The organism is Rhizobium sp. LjRoot258 (assembly GCF_964254185.1).
In the GTDB taxonomy this organism is placed as follows: domain Bacteria; phylum Pseudomonadota; class Alphaproteobacteria; order Rhizobiales; family Rhizobiaceae; genus Rhizobium.
Genome location: NZ_CAXUST020000001.1, coordinates 1553061 through 1572301, shown reverse-complemented (window position 1 = coordinate 1572301; position 19241 = coordinate 1553061). Strand labels below are relative to the sequence as shown.

Annotated in this window: 17 protein-coding genes and 1 tRNA gene; 5 read left to right on the top strand and 13 right to left on the bottom strand. The window is 59.4% G+C overall.

All coding sequences use genetic code 11. The features are described 5' to 3' along the window. Positions 1 to 21: 21 nt before the first annotated feature. A complete protein-coding gene (locus ACSQ9D_RS07930; RefSeq protein WP_436281776.1) occupies positions 22 to 291 on the top strand; it encodes a hypothetical protein in 270 nt (89 codons plus the stop codon). A 51-nt stretch (positions 292 to 342) separates the two neighbouring features. On the opposite strand, the gene ACSQ9D_RS07925 is transcribed toward ACSQ9D_RS07930, so the two are convergent. From ACSQ9D_RS07925 to ACSQ9D_RS07885, 9 genes are all read right to left on the bottom strand, one after another. Then, positions 343 to 1227, bottom strand: a complete 885-nt coding sequence (locus ACSQ9D_RS07925) for an MBL fold metallo-hydrolase (protein WP_436281775.1) — start codon at positions 1225 to 1227, stop codon at positions 343 to 345. A gap of 349 nt (positions 1228 to 1576) precedes the next feature. Continuing rightward, positions 1577 to 2392 (bottom strand): inositol monophosphatase family protein, encoded by an 816-nt coding sequence (locus ACSQ9D_RS07920; RefSeq protein ID WP_436281774.1) that lies wholly within the window; start codon positions 2390 to 2392, stop codon positions 1577 to 1579. Further along, complete coding sequence (locus ACSQ9D_RS07915; protein WP_436281773.1) at positions 2392 to 3396, bottom strand: LacI family DNA-binding transcriptional regulator; 1005 nt, start codon at positions 3394 to 3396, stop codon at positions 2392 to 2394. Before ACSQ9D_RS07915 ends, ACSQ9D_RS07920 begins: the two co-directional genes overlap by 1 nt. Next, the gene (locus ACSQ9D_RS07910; protein WP_436281772.1) at positions 3380 to 4150 is read right to left on the bottom strand and encodes a glycerophosphodiester phosphodiesterase; all 771 of its coding nucleotides are present in this window, start codon (positions 4148 to 4150) and stop codon (positions 3380 to 3382) included. Before ACSQ9D_RS07910 ends, ACSQ9D_RS07915 begins: the two co-directional genes overlap by 17 nt. Next, complete coding sequence (locus ACSQ9D_RS07905) at positions 4150 to 5205, bottom strand: ABC transporter ATP-binding protein (RefSeq protein WP_436281771.1); 1056 nt, start codon at positions 5203 to 5205, stop codon at positions 4150 to 4152. Before ACSQ9D_RS07905 ends, ACSQ9D_RS07910 begins: the two co-directional genes overlap by 1 nt. Beyond that, complete coding sequence (locus ACSQ9D_RS07900; protein ID WP_037122068.1) at positions 5205 to 6047, bottom strand: carbohydrate ABC transporter permease; 843 nt, start codon at positions 6045 to 6047, stop codon at positions 5205 to 5207. The genes ACSQ9D_RS07905 and ACSQ9D_RS07900 overlap by 1 nt, the downstream gene beginning before the upstream one ends. A gap of 3 nt (positions 6048 to 6050) precedes the next feature. Then, entirely contained in the window at positions 6051 to 7352 is a 1302-nt protein-coding gene (locus ACSQ9D_RS07895) for an ABC transporter permease subunit (protein WP_436281770.1), read from the bottom strand. A gap of 55 nt (positions 7353 to 7407) precedes the next feature. Continuing rightward, a complete protein-coding gene (locus ACSQ9D_RS07890; RefSeq protein WP_037122064.1) occupies positions 7408 to 8754 on the bottom strand; it encodes an extracellular solute-binding protein in 1347 nt (448 codons plus the stop codon). A gap of 98 nt (positions 8755 to 8852) precedes the next feature. Then, positions 8853 to 9224: a hypothetical protein gene (locus ACSQ9D_RS07885; protein ID WP_436281769.1), complete on the bottom strand. Its 372-nt coding sequence runs from the start codon at positions 9222 to 9224 to the stop codon at positions 8853 to 8855. Positions 9225 to 10031: 807 nt separating this feature from the next. On the opposite strand from ACSQ9D_RS07885, the gene adhP reads away from it, so the two are divergent. Continuing rightward, positions 10032 to 11054, top strand: a complete 1023-nt coding sequence (adhP, locus tag ACSQ9D_RS07880) for an alcohol dehydrogenase AdhP (RefSeq protein ID WP_436281768.1) — start codon at positions 10032 to 10034, stop codon at positions 11052 to 11054. 117 nt (positions 11055 to 11171) lie between these two features. Then, positions 11172 to 13526: an ethanolamine ammonia-lyase subunit EutB gene (gene eutB, locus ACSQ9D_RS07875; protein ID WP_436281767.1), complete on the top strand. Its 2355-nt coding sequence runs from the start codon at positions 11172 to 11174 to the stop codon at positions 13524 to 13526. A gap of 637 nt (positions 13527 to 14163) precedes the next feature. Here eutB and ACSQ9D_RS07870 read toward each other — a convergent pair. Beyond that, positions 14164 to 14715, bottom strand: a complete 552-nt coding sequence (locus ACSQ9D_RS07870) for a hypothetical protein (protein ID WP_436281766.1) — start codon at positions 14713 to 14715, stop codon at positions 14164 to 14166. A 747-nt stretch (positions 14716 to 15462) separates the two neighbouring features. Continuing rightward, positions 15463 to 15547, bottom strand: a tRNA-Leu gene (locus tag ACSQ9D_RS07865). Between the two features lie 172 nt (positions 15548 to 15719). Between ACSQ9D_RS07865 and lipB the strand changes: the two genes are divergently transcribed. Further along, positions 15720 to 16439: a lipoyl(octanoyl) transferase LipB gene (lipB, locus tag ACSQ9D_RS07860; RefSeq protein WP_436281765.1), complete on the top strand. Its 720-nt coding sequence runs from the start codon at positions 15720 to 15722 to the stop codon at positions 16437 to 16439. Between the two features lie 54 nt (positions 16440 to 16493). On the opposite strand, the gene ACSQ9D_RS07855 is transcribed toward lipB, so the two are convergent. Together ACSQ9D_RS07855 and ACSQ9D_RS07850 are read right to left on the bottom strand one after the other, a co-directional pair. Beyond that, positions 16494 to 16862 carry a hypothetical protein gene (locus ACSQ9D_RS07855; RefSeq protein WP_436281764.1) on the bottom strand — a complete coding sequence of 123 codons (369 nt, stop codon included), beginning with the start codon at positions 16860 to 16862 and terminating at the stop codon, positions 16494 to 16496. A gap of 273 nt (positions 16863 to 17135) precedes the next feature. Beyond that, positions 17136 to 17630 carry a peptide deformylase gene (locus ACSQ9D_RS07850; RefSeq protein ID WP_436281763.1) on the bottom strand — a complete coding sequence of 165 codons (495 nt, stop codon included), beginning with the start codon at positions 17628 to 17630 and terminating at the stop codon, positions 17136 to 17138. 168 nt (positions 17631 to 17798) lie between these two features. Between ACSQ9D_RS07850 and mgtE the strand changes: the two genes are divergently transcribed. Further along, entirely contained in the window at positions 17799 to 19211 is a 1413-nt protein-coding gene (gene mgtE / locus ACSQ9D_RS07845; RefSeq protein WP_037122051.1) for a magnesium transporter, read from the top strand. The last annotated feature ends 30 nt before the right edge of the window (positions 19212 to 19241 follow it).

The window sequence follows — 19241 nt, the reverse complement described above, 5'->3', positions numbered from 1 at the left end:
ATCAGAAGCCAAGAGCCGTTGGTGTCAACCACATTTGCCCTTGAAGTTGGAAATATCGACGAAGCGCTCCGCTTCCATGACAAGGTCTTCTCGTTCGAACTGCGGGGAACACATAGGGACGACTCTGGAGACAAGGATATGGCGTTCATCGATATGGGCGACCAGTTCCTCGCACTGAGCCGGGACAGGTCGCGACCTCCCGACACGAGCCGGCACTTCGACGCCCTCGGCGTTTCGCCGGAGAAGAGCGACGAGGCGAGGGCACAAATGGCCGCAAAGGGATTCCTTTGATCGATGTGGCAGAGGACGCGGCGACGGCAAGCGCGCCGCGCCCGGTGCTTGTCACTGCCCCGAGGTCAGGGTCGGCTCCCATTTGAAGTGGTCGCCGTCGGACTGGATATGGCCGACGCCTGGGAACGGAAAGTGTGGGGCGAAGATGAGCTCGTTCGTTTGCGCGAGCTTCTTCAAAGTATCGATCCGGTTCCTTTCACCGCCGGCCACGTCGTTGTCAAAGCTGACCGGCCATCCCGGTTTGGCAAGCGAAATGATCGAGCTGTGGACGGTGTCGCCGATGTCGAACAGCTTCTCTTTGCCGGATACGATCTGGTAGCCGACATGGCCGGGCGTATGCCCTTTCAATCCGACCGAGGTAATGCCGGAGGCGACATTGGCGCCCGGCTTGAAGGTCTTCACGTGGCCGTCGATTGTCTTGACGATATCTGCGAGCTGGTCGTTCTTCTTGGCGAACGCCCACTCGGGCGACGACATGCGGATGGTGGCCTTGGGAAAAGCAAGCTTGCCGTCCTTGACGAGGCCGCCGATGTGATCGGGATGCGAATGCGTGATCAGCACGTCCGTGACGTCCTCCGGCTTATAGCCAGCCTGAGCGAGAGACTGTTGAAGCGCACCGCCCACGCCGGTGTCGATGAGGATCAGCCGCTTCGGCCCCTTGACCAGCAGCGCGTCGACGCTGAGCGTCACGGTATCCGTGGGCGCACCAGCCGCCTTCAACACTTCTCCGACGTCTTCAGGGCTGTGGCCAACGCCGAATATCTTGCTGTCGTTCGGTCTAACAAACTGAGCGTCATGCAAGGCCACAATGTCGAATGAGCCGAGCTTGAACGCTTTTGCATCTGGCTGCTGCGGGGGCATCTGCGCGGACACAGAAGTGGCTAGCGTGGTGGCGAAGACGAAGCAGACGGCGGAGTGAGCTCTGGGGGTGAGCATGACCAATTCCTTTTCATCACATGAAGGTTTTAGGCAGCCGTATTCTTACGCGCAGGATCCGACCGCAGTCACCTCGATTTCTTGTGAAGAGAATGTGGTGCGTGAACGGGGTTTCAATGATCCCACGTGAATGAAGGATGATGCGGCAGAGATCTGCCCGAAGGAAGGTCCGGTCCTTGAACGCCAGAATGTCGTCTCGTAGCTGGACCTTCACCATGGCCGAACCGGACGACGTTCACTGACGAGGAGTGGCGGAATTTTCAGTTCTGATGGCCCTCAAGCCTGATCAGATGACAACGGACGAAGCCATAGCGACCGAGGGCGCATTCACTGAACGAGTCAGTCAGCCCTAAACTGATTTCAGGCCCCCGATCTCAAGAATGAATTCGAACTCCGGGGCAAGCCCCGGGGAGTAGGCCACGACAGGTCCGCCTTCCGACAGAAGCTGTGTCAACGTCGGCATGGCCACAATCGCTCCCGCCTCTGAGGCGATCAGAGCGCCTGCCAGCATGTCCCATGCGTTCAGATGCTGTTCGTAGAAGAGGTCTGATGCTCCCTCGGCGACGCGCACGAGGTCGATTGCGGCGGCGCCCATGCGGCGATAGTCCATGCCTCGTTCGTGCAGACGGTTTAGAAGGACGAGATGCTCGTCGAAGCTTGTCTTGCGAGAGTGCCCGAGGACACAGATCGCATTGGTTGGATCGACGGTCGAAGCGGCCTGCAATGAGACGCCTTCACGAAATGCACCCCTGCCACGGATTGCCGACACGACCGAGTCCTTGGCGGCGTCATACACGACACCTAGCTCCACCCGGCCTTCGAAACAAAAGGCGATCGAGACGCCCCAATGACTGAATCCGCGGATATAGTTGGTGGTGCCGTCGATAGGGTCGACTACCCAGGCTCCAGCCGCGCCAGCCTTCCCGCCAGTTTCTTCTCCGACGAACGTATCCTGCGGAAACAGCGAAAGCAGTTCCTTGTAGATCGTCTGCTCGGCATTGCGATCCGCAATCGTTACAAAGTCCTGGAGACCTTTGTTCTCCACATTCAATCGCGACCCCATTTCTGCGCGAAAACGGGCAGCCTCACGACCCACGCGGCGAGCGATTTCTATCGCTGCGGCACCGCGGGCTTCAAGCGTAGCTGGATGGAATTTAGAGCTCATCAGGAAGTCTTTCTTTTAATCAACTCGACGGGGGTGAACTCGACACGCGCCGTCATATCGGAATTCGCCATCCGGCTGACCAGCATTTCGACAGTCTGCTCTGCCTGCAGGCCGCAGGGCTGCAGGATCGTCGTGAGTCCATAGGCATCCCATTGCGCCTGCGGAATATCATCATGGCCGACAATGCGAATAGGAGGCACATCAGGGCTGCCGCGATTTGGCGATAGCCTGTCGATCACACCACAGGCCATGTAGTCATTCGCGCAGAAGACCCCGTCCGCCGACAAGGCGCCGAGCTCGGGAGCCGCATCGAAGCCGCATCGATAGTCATTCACTCGAACTGTAATGAGCTGCGCTTCGACACCTCGTTGACGGCTGCGTGATAGAAACGCATCGCTGCGCCGGCGGGCCGTGTAGGACACGCTCGAAGCCGCCATGACTGCCAATCTCCTACAACCAACGTCGATCAGGTGGTCGGCGGCCAGATGGCCTGCGGTGCGGTCATCGGAAATGATACGGTCGACGAAGGGAATATCGTCGCCCTTGTTGATCAAGACGATTGGCACGCCCTCTGCGGCGCACTGTTCGCAGATTTCCGTCGGAGGGGCGTCCGACGTCACAATAACCCCCGAAACTGGGTAGTGAAGAAGCTGGCCGATCACGGCTGAAGTGTCGGCTTCCTTTGACGTCGGCAACAGGATCGGCCGAAAGTTGCGTAGAAGGAGCGCCCGTGCCAAATGTTCGATCTGGAGACTTCGAAACGGATTGTCTAGACCGGCAACGACGAGGCCCACCAGATCGGAACGTTGGTTCGTCAAGCTGCGCGCAACATAGTTGACGCGGTAGCCAAGCTCCTTGGCGGCCTGGTAGATCTTTTCGCGCGTCTTCGGCGAAACACTTGCATCAGGAGAAAAAGCGCGCGAAACCGCCGCGCGTGAAACGCCTGCCACGCGCGCCACATCGAAGGAGGTCGCTCTGCGCTGTGGCTTATCCCTGTTTGACACTTTCCGAACTCTCCACCGTTCGCATCATGTCCGGCAAATCTGTGCAGATACCGAGAACCGGCAGCTTCATTATATCATCCAGGACCAACCGCCTTTCCTCGTGCCAAAGGACGATTTCGCGGCCTTCGGCAAACGCACGGTCTGTCAGCGCCGGGGTGACGAGATCCTGCGGCTGATCGCTGGCGCGTTCCCAGCAGAGATGCAAGATATCCGCACGCGCCTCGTCACCCTTGGCATGCGGATCGTCGCCGACGCGGACAAGAACCGAAAGCGGATAATCGCAGCCCGCCTCGCGAAGCTCGCGGACTTGTGCTGTGTCGAATGAACCGAGGCAGGCGAAACGCTGGTCGTGTTCCCTAAGGTGATGCCAGCAGCGTAGACCACTTCCCGGCGCCTTCAGCTCGATATAGAGGCCTGTTCCGGTCTCACGCGCGAGAGCTGCGACAGCTTCGAAGGTCGGCACCTCCACGTCCAATGCCGCAAGTTCGGCCGCAGCTATTTCCGAGATGCGGCGGTTCACACCGAAGACGCGCTCGAGGTGGTCGTCATGAGAGACGACGACAACGCCATCTTTCGTGATCTGCGTATCGAGTTCCCACATCTCGGCTCCAAGCTCGGCCGCCAGGCGGAAGGCGGCAAGCGTGTTCTCGCGCACACGCCCGCTGGCGCCGCGGTGTCCGATGCAGAAGGGGATTTGGCCCTTGTCTGTCGGCCAGTGGTAGCGCTCGAGGAAGATCGAGAAATCGCGCCGCATCAGAGCCTCCTTCCGCTTTCATCGAAGACCAGCACGTTGCGACTATCGATAGCCCACGTCACCTCGTCGCCGACCGCGATGTCTTGGCGCACCGGCTGGATAGACCGCAACAGCGGGCCACCTGCCAGCCGCACGTCATAGAGATTTTCGCGGCCCTGGGTTTCGGCGAAGTTTATGGTTCCGGTCACATGGACGTCGCCTGTCGGACTATAGTGTTCCGGCCGCACGCCGAGCATCAGCTTTGTACCTTCGCCGGCGTTTACCGAGGCCGGCAACGGAACTTCGATCTGGCTGCCGGGAACGGAGAAGGCGCCGTTCGACGCCACCCCGTGTAGGAATGTGATTGGCGGGTTGCCGAGGAAACCGGCGACGAAGGCAGTGCGCGGATCGTTGTACATCTCGGCCGGTGTTGCTATCTGGACGATCTCGCCTTCTTTCATGATAGCGATCCGGTCGCACATGCTCATCGCTTCCACTTGGTCGTGTGTAACAAGGATCGCCGTGATGCCTGTCTCGCGTTGGATACGGCGGATTTCCGAGCGCATCTCCAGCCGGAGCTTCGCGTCGAGGTTAGCGAGTGGCTCATCGAGAAGCAGGACGTCGGGCTTGCGGATGAGCGCGCGGGCGAGCGCCACGCGCTGCTGCTGGCCGCCGGAAAGCTCGGAAGGGCGGCGGCCCATCAGATTGCCGATTTGTACGAGGCCAGCGATGCTGTCCACTTCCTTTCGGATATCAGCGGAGGCCGTTCCCTTGACCTTCAACGGAAAGCCGATGTTTTCGGCCACCGTCATGTGCGGGTAGAGTGCGTACGACTGGAAAACCACGCCGACATTGCGCGCCTGGCTCGGAAGATCGGTCACGTCGCGGTCGCCGAAAATAATGCGGCCCCCGGTCGGGCGATGGATGCCGCACACCGCGAAAAGCGTCGTCGATTTGCCGCAGCCCGAAGGGCCGAGCAGCGCCAGCATCTCGCCATGCGCCACTTCGAGATTCATGTTCTCGATCACCTTTGTGGAGCCGAAGCTTTTCGAGAAGTTGTCGAGGAGGATACGCATCAGCCCTTGTTCCCGCCGCCATAGATGTTCATGAGATATTTGTGGAAGAATCCGTAAAGCAGCAGGACCGGGATCACGTAAAACACGCCGACTGCCTTGAAAGTGCCGAAGTTGAAATTGTTGTCGTCGGCGATTAGCCCAGAAAGATAGACCGACAGCACCTGGACCTGGCTGCCTGGGGCAAGCACCTGCGGCAGGATAAACTCGCCCCAGGCCGACAGGAACGAAAAGAGCGCTAGCGCCATGATCGCCGGACGCACCTGTGGAAGCACTAGACTGCGCCACACACGGAACCGCGAAGCACCGTCGACGACGCCGGCCATTTCGATCTCCCAGGGGACAGCGTCGTAGAAGCCCTTCATCAGCCAGATGCCGAGCGGCAGATCTATGGCTGCCTTCACCAGGATGACGCCGATGAGAGAATTGTAGAGCCCGACCATCTGCAGCACGATAAAGATCGCAATGATGAGCGTCACCGACGGGAAGGCGTGCAACACCATGACACCGGCGAGGAAGAAACCGCGGGCGGGGACGTTCAGCCGCGAGAGCACGTAGCCCGCCATCGACGAGACAAGCAGCACGACAGCCGTGGTGCTTGCCGTAAAGATCAGCGTGTTTAGCGTCACCAGCCAGATGTTGGGCCTGGCGGGCGGCGTCTGCCAGAGGAACGACCAGTGGCGAAATGTGATCGAATCCGGAATGAGCGACGCGGGCTGCTTGTCGGTGATCGTGTCGATGAAGAGATAGCCATACATCAGCACCAGCGGCAGACTGACGATCGCCAGCGCCAGGATAACCGGCCAGGTGCGGTAGTTTGCAGAGGGTTGCGATTTTTCCGCCATGGATCAGTCCTCGATGAGCGGCCGCGCAACCAGCGTGGCGTAGTTGAAGACGCGCAGATAGGCGAGCGACAGAATGATGCCGATGACCACGAGGACCAGCGCCATTGCTGCGCCAAGCCCGTATTCCAGGTTGCCGGCGTAGTTGTTGAGCGCCGTGTGATAGGCGGCAAGCGACCAGACTTCGGTCGCCTTGCCGGGGCCGCCGCGCGTCGAAAGCAGGATTTCGTTGAAGGAGGCGAGCAGCGACAGCGTCTGGTAGCAGGTGACGAAGAGGATGGGCCAGCGCATCTGCGGCAGGATGATGTAGCGGATTTGTTGCCAGCGGCTGGCACCATCCACCTCGCTTGCAAAGAACTGGCTCTTGGGAATCCCCCGCAGCGCGGATGAAAAGACCAGCATGCCCATGGAGGCGCCGATGAAGCCGTTGATCAGCACCACGAAGAACCAGGCGTGGTAGGCGCTATCGAGAAGATAGTTCTTCGGCGGGAAGCCGAACTTGCCCATCAGCACCGAAATGAAGCCGGTATCCCATGCCAGCCACTTCCACATCAGTACGTAGATGACGACAGGCGTGATGCGGGGTAGGAGCCAGATTGACCGGAAGATCGTCGCCTGCATGTCCGGCATGTAGTGCGTCCAGATCGCGAGCGCCATCGCGTAGGTCGTGTTGAACAACACGAGCACAAGGGCGACGTAGAGAAGCGTGTTGAGGAGTATCTGCGCCATATCCGGAGAGGAGGCGATGCGCGAGAAGTTCTCCCTCGTCCAGTTCCAGCCGGTATAGGTTGCCTTTGCCAGGCCCTCCTTCTGCCCCGCCGTCAGCTTGAAGCCGAACTTGTCGAGAGAGGCGAACAGGTCGTCCTTGCTCGCAAAACGCAGGTTTGCCGCGGAGCGGTTGAACTGTTCGGAAATCTGCTTGACATCTCGGGTCGAGGGCCGGTCCTGGAGATCCTTAATCATGCGCTCAGCGTCGCGCCGCGATTGGAAGACCTCGCCGAGATGCTTCTCGCGCAGTTCCCGGGGTATGCCGGGATCAAGCCCGAGGCCTTCAACGCTCTTGATGCCTTCCTCGTCGATCGCGTAGCGCGGCTCGGTCAGTTGTTGCGCGACATCCGGCATTTCGCGCCTAAGCGCATCAAGCGCATTCGGCGCGATCTGAAAGGCGCCGCCCGAAATGCCCGTGGCCGTCGTCATGTTCGTGAAGGAGAAGACGGCCGTCAGGACGACCGGCATCAGGAAAAACAGCACGATCATCACCGCTGCAGGCGCAATCATCACCAATCCGAGCGTTCTGGACGTTCTCATCGAAAGTCTCCGCAAAGTATCCGGGCGGACTGGCCCGCCCGGACGTTGCCTGTGCTTAGCGGATGACGATCTTGTCGCCGAGCGTGCTCTTCAGCTCGCTTTCGACGTCGTTGACGGCGGCATCTGGGGTCTTGGCGCCTGTCCAGGATGCTTCGAGGCCCTTCCACATGATGTTCCAGTAAGTGCCAAAATCGGCGTTGTTGGGCATCGCGTCGGCGTAGGGCAATAGACGCTCGGTGGCTTCACGCGTCCAGCGATCGGAGGAATAGAGCTCTATCTCGGTTTCGGCTTTCGAAATGCCGAGGTGCGCAGACTTGACCGCATGCAGCACATTGATCCGCGGCTCTGAAGCGATCTTGATCAACTGAGCGGCGACGTCGGTCGAATCCTTGTCGTGACCGGAGGTCAGGAGGTAGACGAGCGGATGCGTCAGCGTATTGGCCTTGCCGCCGTCACCGGCCGGGATCAGCGTGAATACGACGTTGCCGAAGAAGTCCTTCAGGCCTTCCTGGTTCACGTAGCGAGCATAGTGCCATGTACCGCCGTGCCAGATGCCGGCCTTGCCGGAGGCCACTTCCTTCCACCACTGGTCGCCGGGCATGCCGATATGGTTCTTCTTGGTAACGCCATCCTTCACGGCATCGGCGAAGAACTGGTAGGTGCGCTGCATCGCCGCCTTGTCGAAGACGAGTTTGCCGTCTTCTTCCATCGTGCCGCCGAAGCTGGTGTAGAACTGCCAGTAATCAGGGCCGTTGGAGTTGCGCGGATAGAACCCGTAACCCGCCTGGACGAGGCCCTTGTCCTGCATCTTTTTGGCGTCTTCGAGCACGTTCTTCATCGTGTAGCCGCCGTCCTGAACCTTCTTCGGCAGCGCGTCGAGATCGGCATCGCTGTAGCCGATGGCCTTCATGTAGGGCTTCCAGAAGAACATTGGTCGGGATTCGGCATCCTGCGGAATCCCGTAGACCGTGCCATTGAAGGAGGCGATATCCAGGAGGTTCTCATAGATGTCGTTGAGCGGCCAGGAGTCGAGATCGACGTAGTCCTCGATCGGCACGATCAGGCCCGACTGCGCCCATGGGCCGATGTCCTCGTGGCCGGTAACGACGATATTCGGAGCGGTCTTGGCCTCGGCGGCAAGCGTCATCGCCTGCTTGAAGTCCTCCCAACCGCTATAGGCCTTCTTCTCGACCTTGATCTTGAGGTCTTCGCCCTTGATTGCAGCTTCACGCTGAAGCTGCTGGGCGGCGATATCGATTGCGTCGAGGCGATAGACGTCGTTGGGCCCGGTGCCGCCGGCCCAGACGGTGATGGTGACATCCTTGGCAAAGGACAGGGCGCTCGTCGAGGCCAGGATGGCGGCCGCAATCGTCATGCACTTCAATGTCGGCAGAATAGTCATTTCTTCGTCTCCCTAGAAGAGCGGCGTGAGCCTCTTGGCGGGCCATCACCTGATGATGACCGCTTCGCAAGCTCCGTGAAAAGCGAACGAGTGCCGCTTTAGGGGGGCAACGTAACGGCCGAATGACAAAATTGAGCACGTGTGCAAAAATGTGTATGGCGACAGAGAAAAGATTGCAACCCACTCCATTGAATACCTTGGACCAGCTCCAGCACGGCGGCCGCGCTCTCTGTGTCCTGCTGCGTGGTGACGTTGCCACGCTGGAGCTGGAGCTGGCCGTCAGCCTTCTGCGAGGCGAGCTTCTGAGCCGCCCCGGCCGAATCCAGTATCGCCTCGGCTGAAAGGACCTTGGCCCTGAACGGCGCGGGATCCATCTGGTAGAGAACGTCTCCTTGCTCCACGTTTGAACCCTGCTGGAAGATCCGCTTCAGCACGATCCCCGTTACCCGTGACCGGACGTCCGTCATCATCGTCGGCACTATGCGGCCGGAAGCTCGCTGACGACGGGGATTGTCCCGAGCCTGACCGCGACGATCGAAACCTGCGTGGGCGCCGTCTGCCGCGCAGCGGACTTCGGCGCCTTGTTGCTGCTTCCCGTGAGAAAAGATCGCGCCGAAAACTATCGTCCAAGGCGATATGGTTCTTGCAACATCGTCCCTTTGTCCCCCGTTCGTTCAAATCATGTCCCTTCCGTCTTGGCACGCCTCGGGGGCCACGGGCGCGCTTCGAGGTGCCTATGAATTCCAATTGGCCTTCTCCTGCTGTCCGAACAATACGCATTCGTTCCAGGGGCCCTGGTGCGCGTATTTCCGTTCCATGGTTCCACCGATCGCCTGCTAGCGCGCAGGCTGCAGCAGAGACGCAAACGGAATCAGCATGGATGCTTGGGGGCTTGCGATACTCTGCCGATGAACTGAGAAAAAAATCGAGCAACCCTGCCGACGGAATGTAGCGGAGCAAGTTTCTTGGACAACCACGGCGACCGCTCGTCACGGGATCTGTACCGGATCCGAGTTTGCATCCCTCGCCAAGATGCTCCGATTGCTGCGGAGTGGCAAGAACCAGCATAGTTGCGGGCGGACGACGCTTCATGGTTGTTGATTGGCATAAATCAGGTATACTTTTGTTCTGAAATCGGGGCGTTACCTACGGCTTTCTTTGCCCGGTTCAAGGCGCGGCACTTCGACTCTCCCGCGCATCTTCCAGGACTACTACGCATCTTCAATCCAATCGAATTTCGCAACGCATCTTCGAGTGTTGGCAGTTGGAGGCAACTCATGGCGCAGGCGATGAAGGCGGCTGTCGTTCGACAGTTCCGGACACCTCTGGTTATCGAGGAGATGGCTGTGCCGACTCCTCGCCCAGGGCAGATACTTGTCAAATATGAAGCGACAGGTGTCTGTCATACCGATCTGCACGCGGCCAACGGCGATTGGCCCGTGAAACCGAACCCTCCGTTCGTTCCGGGACACGAGGGCGTCGGATTTGTTGCAGCAGTTGGCGGCGGTGTGAAGAGAGTGAAGGAGGGCGACCGTGTCGGCGTGCCATGGCTCCACAGCGCGTGCGGCTACTGCCCGCATTGCCGGACCGGTTGGGAAACCCTCTGTGCGTCGCAGTCAAACACCGGATACTCGGTGGATGGAACGTTTGCCGGATACGGGCTCGCCGATCCCGATTTCGTCGGCAATCTCCCGAATGGCTTAGACTTCGGCCCCGCCGCTCCGGTCCTGTGCGCTGGCGTGACCGTCTACAAAGGATTGAAGGAAACGGAAGTCCGTCCTGGCGAATGGGTCGCCATCTCGGGCGTGGGTGGCCTCGGCCACATGGCCGTCCAATACGCGAAGGCGATGGGCATGCACGTCGTCGCCGCGGACATTTTCGACGAAAAGTTGGCACTGGCAAAGCAGCTAGGCGCTGACGTCACGGTCAACGGCAAGGACAAGGACGCCGTCGAGCAGGTGCAGAAGGCCACGGGCGGCGTCCACGGAGCTCTGGTGACCGCCGTGTCCCCTGCGGCCATGGAGCAGGCCTTCGGCTTCCTGCGATCGCGCGGCACTATGGCGCTCGTCGGCCTGCCTCCGGGCATGATCTCGCTGCCCGTGTTCGAAACCGTCCTGAAGCGCATCACCGTCCGGGGATCGATCGTCGGCACGCGCCAGGACCTGGAGGAATCGCTGCAGTTTGCGGCGGAAGGGAAGGTGACGCCGCACTTCTCGTGGGAGAAGCTCGAGGACATCAACGACATTTTCCATCGCATGGAAGCGGGCAAGATCGATGGTCGAATAGTGTTGAGGATGTAGGAGACTGCGCCAACAGGCGTTCGGCGGAATGTGACATCGAGCAATCACCGCAGTACGCGGCAGCGCTTGGCTGACAGACGCGACGAGCGTCGCCCGGTAATCAGAAAGGAAGTCGTCATGAACACGGGCCCGTTCTCTGATCGCACCGGCGGCCTATCCCGTCGAAATCTCCTGCTGGCGGCGGGGGCCGCCGCCACGCTCGCGAACTATCATAGTATCGCCGGGGCCGCGACGACCGCGGGTACCTTCACGATCGACGAGGTCAGACAGGACGAGGACGTCTTTGCCTACATCGAGAGGGTCAAAGGCAGCTTTGATCAGACGACCTACCAGCAGGTGATCGGCGCTGCCAACGAATTCAAGGAAGGAGATCAGGCGATCGGTGTGGGGGCCGACAACGAGGCGACGCGAAGCAACGCCCGCGCCCTCCTCGCAAACACGAAGATCGGCGACCTCTACCGAAGACCGCTGTTCCACGACGATCTGCAACAACTGATCTGGCAGAGCACGGATCAAGCCCAGTACGCACAGGCACAGGTCAAGGACTGGACGATGGGCCAGTTGAAGGAATTTCTCCTCGCAGAACCGGAGGACAGGATCAAGGGGATCATGAACGGCCTGACCAGCGACACGATCGGCTGCGTCCCGAAACTGATGAGCGATGCGGAGCTCGTCTCGATAAGTGGGAAGATCTTCAACGTGATGCCCGGAACCAGGTTAGGGGCGAAGGGGTATATGGGCGCGCGAATCCAGCCCAATTCTCCAACGGACCACCCCGACGATATCTTGTTCCAGGTCTTCGACGCGTTCTCCTATGCGACCGGCGACATTGTCATCGGCACCAACCCCGTAGACAGCACCGTGGCGAGCGTCGCCATTGTCGAACGCACGCTCAAAGACGTCGTCGATACGTTCAAGCTACAGGATGTGATCCCGTGGTGCGTGCTCGCACACATCGACGTGCAGGCGGAGGTCAGCGACAGTTTCCCAAAGACGGTCGCCACGATGTTCCAGAGCCTCGCGGGAACGGACGACTGCAACAAGATCTTCGACATCACGATCGACAAAATCATGAAGTATGCCCGTTCGAAGAATGGCGAAAGATATGGACTCTACTTCGAAACCGGGCAGGGTTCGGAATTCACCAACGGTGCGGCCAACGGCGTCGACATGATGATCCTCGAGTCGAGGAAGTACGGCTTCAGCAGGGCTGTAGGATTCGAGTTGGCGAAGGTGCAGCCCAAGGGGGCGTGGCTTCATGTCAACGACGTCGCCGGCTTCATCGGCCCCGAGGTCTTCAAGAGCCGCGAGCAACTGGTGAGATGCTGTCTCGAGGACTTGGTCATGGGCAAGCTTCACGGGCTTACCATCGGTCTGGACGTCTGCACGACCCTGCACATGGCCGTCAGCCTCGAGGACCTCGACTGGTGCCAGGAGCGGATTATGCCGGCCAACCCCGCCTATCTAATCGCCTTGCCGACAAAGAACGACCCGATGCTGAGCTACCTCACCACTTCGTTTCAGGATCACGTCCGGCTGCGCAAGAAGTTCGGCTTCAAGGTCAATGACGCCATGTGGGACTTCTACAAACGGATCGGCGTTGTCGGGAACGACGATGCCTACACCGCCCACTTCGGCGACCCTCTGTGGGTGTATTTCCAGTATCGCCTCGCCAAGGGGGACACTAGGTCCATGGACGAAGTCTATGCGGAAGGCAGGCAAACGATGCGGGAGATCGACGACCGCGGCGTCGACATGGCAACCGGTCATGGAACAGAGATTTGGGATCTCAATCCACCGCTCGCCGTCAAGGTCAAGGGACTGTACGACGACGCGAAAGTCTCCCTCTGGGCCGAGCTCACCCCGGAGTTCATCTCTGCGGTGCCGGGCGTCGTTCCGGTGCGCACCCTGTCGAAAGATCGCAACGACTATATCGCCCACCCTGTCACGGGTGAGATGCTGAGCCCGGAATCCATCAGGGATGTTGAGCGCCTTAGGGATTCCTGGGGGAAGGACATCCCTCAAGGTCAGATAGTCATCTCCGACGGACTGAACGCAAAGGCCATCATGGACGACGGACATCTTCAGCCGTATCTCGACGAAATGCGCAGGCTGCTTGCCGAGGCGGACGTCACCATGAGCGACAAGAACATCATGGTCACCAGCGGAAGGGTCCGGGCAGGCTACAGGATCGGCGAAGTCCTCTTCGCAAACGCGGATCCCAATAGCTTCAGAGGTATTCTCCACATCATCGGCGAACGGCCCGGAACCACCCACCACGCCTACTCGGTCTACATCACGGTCGCCAAGGGCAAGCGATGGGCTGAGAAGGATATCGACCACGACATCACCAAGCTCGTGAGCAATGTCGCGGATACGGCCCTGCCACCCAGGGAAGCCGCCAGGGAAACCCTGACCATCATCCGGGAAGTCGTCGGTAAGGACGTCAACGGCAGTCGTCGCTATGGGTAGTACCCAGGGCCAGACGATCTGAAGATCAAACCAAAGTCCAGATTATCCCCCACACCAATAAGTGGATTTGATCACGATTCCTGGACGTTGAAAAGACAGCGTTCGCTTACCCATTTGGATGTTCTGACTGATCACAACGCTCGTTAGCTGGTGATCACAGGAACCAAGGAAGTCTCAAAAGAAGATGACTTGCCCACCCTGGACGCGCTGCAGCGACGACACGTCGACGGAAATTTGTGTCGTCAGTCCAGACTGTAGCGGGGGAACTTCTTCAGCTCCTCAGCCATGTCTTCAAGCGTGGGCGTCTCCTAGATGTCACCTACTTCACCACTCTCGTGGCCACAGAAAGCGAACCGGAAGCGCCGCTCCATTCCGGCTCTCGCTGCCTGCCGCTTGAACGTGTGACGCCATGCGTGGTTAGGGCTGATGTCTGGGTCAGTGACACCGACCGAACCACGTACCCATTCCGCGAGCTTTTGACGAGCGATCACATACGGGGGGCGTACTGGCTTAGTGGGGTCAGCGCTGGCGGCCCGCTTGTCACTGGGATCGTAGAACAACGGACCAGTTCCAACCGCCTTCACAAAGTCGAGAAAGCCCAGTTCGATTAGGTGTTCTGGATTGGTGCTTTGCGGAATTAAGCGCCTTTGACCGTTCGATCATCTGGGGTGATGTCGATGACCCATATGCCGTCCTGCTGCCGAACGCTGGAACCGCTGAGCTGCGTCATCTCCCCGGGCCTAGAACCGGTGTAGGCGCACAGCCACGGCACCCATCGACGAGCGGCAGCCTTCTCACGCTTAAGGCGTTCTGGGGGTGCTGCTAGCGATGCCTGGAGGATTGCCTTCCATTCGTCCCGCTCGAATGCCCGCTCACGCTTCTTGATCTTCTTCGTAGTCGCCACTTTGACGCCGTCGAAGGGATTGGTCTTGATCTTCTTATTGCTGACCAGCCAGTTAAAGACGGTAACCGCCGCGCGTACCCAGACCTCGTTGACGACACGGGCTGACCTGCTCTCGGTAACCAGCGTGTCTTTCCACGCGATAGCCTGCCCATCGGAAATGAACGCCACGTCTCGCTTCTCAAGGTACGCGTTGAGTTCGAGGAAGACGCTGCGCCATCTGCCTACTGTGGCCGGTGCGGGCTGCCGCTCCTTCACCCAACCTTCAAACGCCTGCCATGTATCCATGCCCGCAGGCTTTACCGCACCATTCGCCAGAGACGGGCTTGCCGCAAATCGAGCCACGCGAGGTCAGGAGAATAGTCGCCGCCGGCACGACGACGAAGCAAACCGAACGCTGCCGGTAGCTCCACCTCAAGTGCGTCCATGAGAGCGCTTCGGCTATCACCATCCAGAGACAGGTGTTCCTCAGCTAAGAAAGTTTCGACCTTTCCAAGCTCAGCCAGCTTAGCCGTGACATGGCGACGGACAGTCGGGGCAGGGCCTCGTTCTCATCTCGAACGGGGCTTGCATCGAATCGATCATAGACACTCTCGAGGCTGTCCATGCGGGAGTCCCAGTCCTCAGGTTTGCCGGGGTCGTCATCGTGCTGAGCGATGAACCATCCATACCATGTGCCGCTTAGGGCGCCGATCTGCCGAGGGGTGAGGTGAACGCTCTCGTTGGCTACTGAAGCCCTGAGGGAATCGATTCGTTGGGAGATAGTCGCGTCCCAGTCTCGCAGCTCAGCCTTGGCGGCATTCTGACTTAGGGAGGAGGGCCTACGGAAGCGTTCCTCTCGGGACACGCCATGGGCCAGCTTGTAAGCTTGCCTAATGTCAGCGGGGATTCCCTTGCGGGCAAACCAGTCGCCATTCTTGGCGCGCGTCCGAGAAGTCATAGCAACCATTTTGTAGCACCCTTTGTAGCGATAGGGCGACGACAAGGCGCTGAAAACCAATAACTATTTGGATTGTCTCACTATTAGAAGTGAGATGGTGCGGTCGAGAAGACTCGAACTTCCACGGGTTGCCCCACAGCGACCTCAACGCTGCGCGTCTACCAATTCCGCCACGACCGCATCGTGGTAGGTGCCGATTTGTGCCGGCGGGGCAGCATGTAGCAAAAGCGTTTGGGGTACACAAGGGCGATGTGACAGATTTTTTCAAAACAAATCACAGCATTTGAATAGCCCGTGAAACAGGGCCATATACGCCTTCGCGTTGCTGTCTCCCGAGCAGCAGCGACAAGGAATGGCCATGCTACGCACAGATCTTGAATTCTCAATGTTGCCCCGTGAAGGCTCGCGGCCGGTCCGATGGCGTATCGCCGATGGCTTCGTGCCCTATGAGGAGGCCGTGGAAAACATGGAGCGCCAGGTCGCGGCAATTGCCGACGGCGGCGACGAGCTCGTCTGGCTCGTGGAACATCCGCCTCTCTATACGGCTGGAACCAGCGCCGATGCCAAGGATCTGGTGCAACCCGATCGCTTCCCAGTCTTCGCGACGGGACGCGGCGGCGAATATACCTATCACGGGCCGGGCCAGCGCGTCGCTTATGTGATGCTGGACCTGAAGCGCAGACGCCAGGACGTGCGCGCCTTTGTAGCCGCGCTCGAAGAGGTGGTCATTCGCACGCTTGATTCGATGAACATCCGCGGCGAACGGCGTGAGGACCGTGTTGGCGTCTGGGTGCGCAGGCCGGACAAAGCGGCTTTACCCGACGGCACGATGGCTGAAGACAAGATTGCAGCACTGGGTATCCGGCTGCGGAAATGGGTGACATTTCACGGGCTGTCGCTGAACGTCGAACCGGATCTCGATCACTTCAGCGGGATCATTCCGTGCGGGATTTCGGCTTACGGGGTGACAAGCCTGGTCGACCTCGGCCTGCCTGTCATGATGGCTGATGTCGATATTCTCCTTCGGCAGGCATTCGAATCGGTCTTCGGCGAGACCGTCCGCGACAGTTGACGCAAAACCTCGCGAGGCAAAAGGGCCGGGTGACCGGCCCTCAGCAATCGATTGCTATTTATCGCCGACGTCGCGGCAAGCGTCCGAATGTGAAGCTCCGCTGTCCCCGCCGGCCGTATGCACCTTGGAGTTCGTCTTCATGTAGTCGCAGTCGGGCAGGGGCTTGATGCTGGCCGTGGTCGTCCTGTCGACGGGCGACGACATCCGGGCCGGCGCGAATCCATCGCTGTCATTCGTGTAGTCGGACGAGTATTCCGGTGCCTTGCGGTTGGCATAGTGAACCGGCTTCTTCGGTACCATCTGGACCGGCGAAAACCCGTCACTGTCGTTAGTGTAGTCATTCGAGTACTGCGGTTGGGCGAAGGCCGCACTTGCAAGGCCGAGGGCGAGAACGGAAGCAGCGGCAGCAAATTTGAAGCGCATGGGAAATATCCTCAATTCTTCGTTGCAATGACAACGATACCAAACCCTCGGCAAGAGTGACTTCGCGCTCGAATTGCGGCAAGAATGTGGGCGAAAAATCACGCAAGCACTGCCGCTTTATCAAATGAAATCACACATCCGCGACCGGATTTGACAGGTTTGTGATGGAACATTGCCCCCTGTTCGCAAGGCGGGTGGTGGGAACATTTCCACAATCGAAATACGTGACATTGATGGCCTAAACTGGGTGTTTCCGTAGGCTCCAAGCCATGGTTAGTCGCGCAACTTCTCCCAGCGTTTGACCAGGCGCTCGCGCTTAAGCCTGGACAGGCGCTGCATCCAAAAGACACCGTCGAGCTGATCGATCTCGTGCTGGATGCAGACTGCGAGGAAGCCCTCCGCTTCTTCCTCGTGCTCGACGCCATTCAGATCACTGTATCGAAACCGGATTGCCTTCGGCCTCACGACCTCGTCGGTCACTCCGGGCATGGAGACGCTTCCTTCGACATGGCGAGCCGTTTCGTCGGACGCAAACATGATCTCCGGATTGACGTAATGGCGTGCGCCTTCGTCACGGCTGAGCTCTATCACGACGACGCGAAGGAAGACGCCGATGTGAGCGGCGGTGATGCCGACGCCGGGAGCGGCCCGCATCGTCTCCAGCAAATCATCCGCGAGTTCTCGTAGCCTCTTGTCAAAGACGTCGACGGGCTCGCAGACGGTTCTGAGGCCAACGTCGGGGAAGCGCAATATGGGGCGAACAGCCACTGGCAAGGCTCCTGATTTCAGATGCGCGGAAACTATCGCCGCGCACGCGCATTGTCATCCACGCGAGGCGTTTGCGGCTGGACGGGCTTTGAGGTTTCAGCTAGCACGAAGCTACATGTTTCGGCGCTTAGTCGTTGAACTTCAAACGAGATGCGAGGGCGGCAAATCATGACGAACGACGCAGAAGAGCTCGTCCGCCCGCGGTCAGACAGCGGCGATGCCGACATCTATGACGAAAACGGCAACGTCCGAGGCGATTTCCTCGCGCTGGTGGGCGCAGCCATCGCCGATCGCGATACGATTTTCCTGCGCCAGCACGTCGCCCGCCTGCACGAATCCGAAATAGGCGACCTTCTCGAGTCGCTGCAGCCAGACCAACGCCTAGCGCTCGTTCGCCTGATGGGCGACGAATTCGACATGACGGCGCTGACCGAGGTCGACGAAACGATTCGCCGCGAGATCGTCGACCAGCTGCCGAACGAGCAGATTGCCGCGGCAATCGGCGAACTCGATTCGGACGACGCTGTTTACATCCTTGAGGATCTCGACAGCGAGGACCGCGAGGAGATCCTTGCGCAGCTTCCGTTTACCGAACGCGTGCGATTGCGGCGTGCGCTCGATTATCCCGAAAGCTCGGCGGGACGCCGCATGCAGACGGAATTCGTCGCGGTGCCACCGTTCTGGACGGTCGGCCAGACAATTGACTACATGCGCGACGAGGAAGACCTGCCATATTCCTTCTCGCAGATCTTCGTCATCGACCCGACATTCAAGCTGCTAGGCGCCGTCGATCTGGACAAGATCCTGCGCACAAAGCGGCAGAGCAAGATCGAATCCATCATGCGGGAGACGAACCATCCGATCCCCGCAGAGATGGACCAGGAAGAGGCCGCTCAGCTTTTCGAGCAGTACGACCTTCTCTCCGCCGCCGTCGTCGACGAGAACGACAGGCTGGTGGGCGTGCTCACGATCGATGATGTCGTCGACGTTATTCACGAGGAAGCCGACGAGGACATCAAGCGCCTGGGTGGCGTCGGCGACGAAGAGCTGTCCGACAATGTCTTCTCGACCGTGCGCTCGCGCTTTCTCTGGCTGGTGATCAATCTCGGAACGGCTTTGCTGTCTGCAAGCGTCATTGGACTATTCGACGAATCGATCGAGAAGATGATCGCGCTCGCGGTGCTGATGCCGATCGTGGCGTCCATGGGCGGCAACGCGGGGACACAGACGATGACGGTCACTGTCCGCGCGTTGGCAACGGGCGACATCGACATCTACAACGCCGGGCGTATCATCCGCAGAGAGGCAGGGGTCGGTATTGCCAACGGCCTACTCTTCTCGGTCATCATGGGCATGATTGCCGCAACATGGTTCCACAATTATCAGCTGGGCTTCGTGATCGGCTCGGCAATGATCATCAACCTCTTTGCGGCCGCGCTTGCGGGAATTCTGCTGCCATTGCTGCTGGATAAGGTTGGCGCGGACCCCGCCATTGCGTCGTCTGTTTTCGTCACCACCGTGACCGATTGCACGGGCTTCTTTGCCTTTCTCGGTATCGCCACATGGTGGTTCGGAATTTAGCCGGCTCGAATTTCCCTGCAGAAATTGACT